Source organism: uncultured Cardiobacterium sp., from assembly GCF_938028185.1.
GTDB lineage: Bacteria > Pseudomonadota > Gammaproteobacteria > Cardiobacteriales > Cardiobacteriaceae > Cardiobacterium.
The window spans coordinates 1-3,089 of record NZ_CALJAH010000186.1 but is presented as its reverse complement, the minus strand read 5'-3'; the positions used below and the strand labels follow the sequence as shown (position 1 = coordinate 3,089).

At 62.9% G+C, this 3,089-nt stretch carries 4 protein-coding genes and 1 pseudogene; 3 read left to right on the top strand and 2 right to left on the bottom strand.

Annotation, left to right across the window (positions count from 1 at the left end; translation table 11 throughout):
* From Q0349_RS14095 to Q0349_RS05520, 3 genes and pseudogenes are all read left to right on the top strand, one after another.
* Positions 1–96: pseudogene (locus tag Q0349_RS14095) on the top strand (cytochrome c4); the annotation flags it as partial.
* The gene (locus Q0349_RS05525) at positions 93–566 is read left to right on the top strand and encodes a YcgN family cysteine cluster protein (protein ID WP_366916283.1); all 474 of its coding nucleotides are present in this window, start codon (positions 93–95) and stop codon (positions 564–566) included. The pseudogene Q0349_RS14095 and the gene Q0349_RS05525, both read left to right, overlap by 4 nt.
* On the top strand, positions 563–1,285 hold the full coding sequence (locus Q0349_RS05520) for a cell division protein ZipA C-terminal FtsZ-binding domain-containing protein (RefSeq protein ID WP_298079880.1): 723 nt from the start codon (positions 563–565) through the stop codon (positions 1,283–1,285). Before Q0349_RS05525 ends, Q0349_RS05520 begins: the two co-directional genes overlap by 4 nt.
* Positions 1,286–1,481: 196 nt before the next feature.
* On the opposite strand, the gene Q0349_RS05515 is transcribed toward Q0349_RS05520, so the two are convergent.
* Positions 1,482–2,234 carry an amino acid ABC transporter ATP-binding protein gene (locus Q0349_RS05515; RefSeq protein WP_366916281.1) on the bottom strand — a complete coding sequence of 251 codons (753 nt, stop codon included), beginning with the start codon at positions 2,232–2,234 and terminating at the stop codon, positions 1,482–1,484.
* A 2-nt stretch (positions 2,235–2,236) separates the two neighbouring features.
* Positions 2,237–2,920, bottom strand: coding sequence for an amino acid ABC transporter permease (locus Q0349_RS05510; RefSeq protein WP_366916282.1), 684 nt, complete (start codon positions 2,918–2,920; stop codon positions 2,237–2,239).
* Positions 2,921–3,089 lie beyond the last annotated feature (169 nt).

The following is a 3,089-nucleotide window of genomic DNA, read 5'->3' as shown; positions in this document are numbered from 1 at the left end:
GCCAACGACCCGAACGGCATGATGCGCGACGTCGCCGACAAACTGACGCCGAAACAAATCGAGGCGGTTGCACGCTATATGCAGGGGCTGCACTGAGATTGCGTAACGACGCGCAATGGTGGCGCCAGCCGCTGCACCGCCTCTCCGACAAACAATGGGAAGCCCTCTGCGACGGATGCGGATTGTGCTGCCTCAACAAAATGGAAGACATCGATACGGGAGAAGTGTACTTCTCCCGTGTTGCTTGCAAACTGCTGGACATCGCCAGCGCCCGCTGCCGCGACTACCCCTGCCGCCAGCAGCACGTCCCGGATTGCCTGTCGCTGCGCGACATGAAGCGCAACGAATACAACTGGTTGCCGCCGACCTGCGCCTACCGCCTGCGCGCGGAAGGCAAACCCTTGCCGCCCTGGCATTACCTCAACTGCGGCGACCGGCAAGAAGTGCACCGCCGCTACCGCAGCGTGCGCCACTTTGCCCTGAGCGAAGCAGACGGATACGCCATTGACGACCATCTGCTTTACCGGCTGGAAGACATACTCGGAGAAGGAGACCAGGAACCATGACCAACCCGTCCGTACTCATGCTGCGCATCACCGCCATCATCCTCGTCCTCGTCGCGATGGGCGGCATCGCGCTCTACATCAAACGCCAGCGCGACCGCGAACGCGACCGCCACGATGGCCACCCCCGCTACCGGGGCTCCAGTTTGGATGGCGGCCACATCCCGGACAACGGCATCACCGACTTTGAAGCGGGCGGCGTCGAAATGCACAAAACCAGCCGCCTCAACCCCGGCTTCTTCGGCGGCAAAAACGCCGCCCCGGCCAAACCGCGTGGCACCCCGCCCGAACTCCTGCTGCCGCTCACCATCATGGCACCGCAAGGCCGCCCCTTCAGCGGCAAAACCGTCGCCCGCCTCGTGCAGAACTTCGGCCTGCAATACTCGCCCAACCGCACCTACGAACTGCTGACCGCAGGCGGTGAAGACGTCTTCTGCACCCTGCTCAACGTCCGCCGCCCGCCAACCTTCCCGGAAAACCTCGACACCCCGGAAGCGAACTACGAAGGACTGCTGATCGTGCTGCAACTGCCCGTCGGACAAGAACCGGTACAGGACTGGGAAACCTTCAGCGCCCTCGTCCATGAAATGAGCGAAAACTGCGGCGGCAAACTCTGCGACCAGCACCGCCGCCCGCTAAACGAACGCGACCTCGAACGCCTGCGCAAAGGTGTGGAAACCTACGAACAGCACTACCACGAGTGGCTGCGCCGTCAGGGCTAGAGGCTGTTTGCAATTCAGCCGTGAGCCTTTGTAGGTTGGGTTAGTACGCAGCGCGTAACCCAACAAACCGAATGCCGAACATATATAGCGATGCACTCAAAGTTCTGCACAATGAGTAACGCTGGAGGTGGTACACGTCCGTACGAAAAAACGGCACGGGAAACCGTGCCGTTCGCGTATCCGGGCGCGCAGCATCCTATCCTTCCGCCCGGATTTGTTGCAGGAAGCGTTTGGTACGTTCGTGTTGCGGGTGGTGGAAGAGCGCGTCCGGGCTGCCCTGCTCAACGATGACGCCGCCGTCCATCATCACTACCACGTCCGCCACTTCCAGTGCGAATTTGACTTCGTGGGTGACGACGATCATCGTCCAGCCTTCCGCCGCCAGCTCCTTGATGGTGTTCAGCACTTCCTGCACCAGTTCGGGGTCGAGCGCCGAGGTCGGTTCGTCAAACAGCATCAGTTCGGGGCGGATGGCGAGCGCGCGGGCGATGCCGACGCGCTGTTGCTGGCCGCCGGAGAGTTGGTAGGGGTAATGGTCGCCGCGGTCGGCCAATCCCACTTTGGCGAGCAGTTGTTCTGCCTCGGCGCGGGCTTCCGCCAGCGGCCGCCCCTGCACAATCACCGGCCCTTCCATGATGTTTTCGCGCGCGGTTTTGTGCGGGAAGAGGTTGTAGTGCTGGAAGACCATGCCGGATTTGCGCCGCAGCGCGAGGATGTCTTTTTTGCCCGGTTTTTGGCTGAAGTCGATGGCAAGCGGCGCCGCGCCGTCGAAGGTAATTGTCCCCGCTTCGGGCATTTCCAAAGCGTTCAGGCAGCGGAGGAAGGTGGTTTTGCCGCTGCCGGAGGGGCCGAGGATGACGACGACGCTGCCTTTTGCGATGTCGAGGTCGATGCCGCGCAGGATGGTGTGGTCGCCGAAGGTTTTGTGGATGTTGCGGATGGTGAGCATGGTTATTTGGCGGTGTAGCGGTCGAGGTGGCGCTCCAGGCGGCTTTGCGCCAGCGCGAGGATGAAGCAGAAGACCCAGTAAATCAGCGCCGCTTCGATATAGACCGGCAGGAAGTCGTAGCTGCGGTTGGCGATTTGCTGCGCTTCGCGGAACAGTTCGGTGATGGTGACGGTCGAGGCGAGCGAGGTTTCTTTGAACAGGCCGATGAAGCTGTTGGACAAGGGCGGCACGGAGACGCGCAACGCCTGCGGCAGGATGATGCGGCGGAAGGTTTGCAGGTAGGTCATGCCGATGGTGTAGCCCGCTTCCCACTGGCCGCGCGGCACGGAGAGGATGGCGGCGCGCACAGTTTCGGAGGCATAGGCGCCGACGTTGAGCGAGAAGCCGATGATGGCGGTTGGCATCGGCTCCAGGGTGATGCCGATGGCGGGCAGGCCGTAGAAGACGATCATCAGTTGTACCAGCATCGGCGTGCCGCGGATGGCGGAGACGTAGCCGTGGACGAGGGCGAGCAGCAGGCGGTGCGCCAGTCCGGTCGCCGGGACGACGCGCACCAGCGCCACCACAAGCGCGATGACGAGGCCGATGATGAAGGAGACGATGGCGAGCGGGATGGAGTAGAGGATGGCGGCGACGAGCATCGGGCGGAAGGCGCTGCCGACGAGCTCCACCCGCGCCTCGCTCATGAACGGCAGTGCGCCGATAAGGCCGCGCCAGCCGAGGATGAAGACCACGGCGGCAAGCACGGCGGTGATGAGCGCGCCGCCAATCAGCGCGCGGCTGCGGTTATTTTGCGTCGCGGACACTGACATCGGCTCCGAAGAATTGTTCACTGAGGCGCTTCAGCGTGCCGTC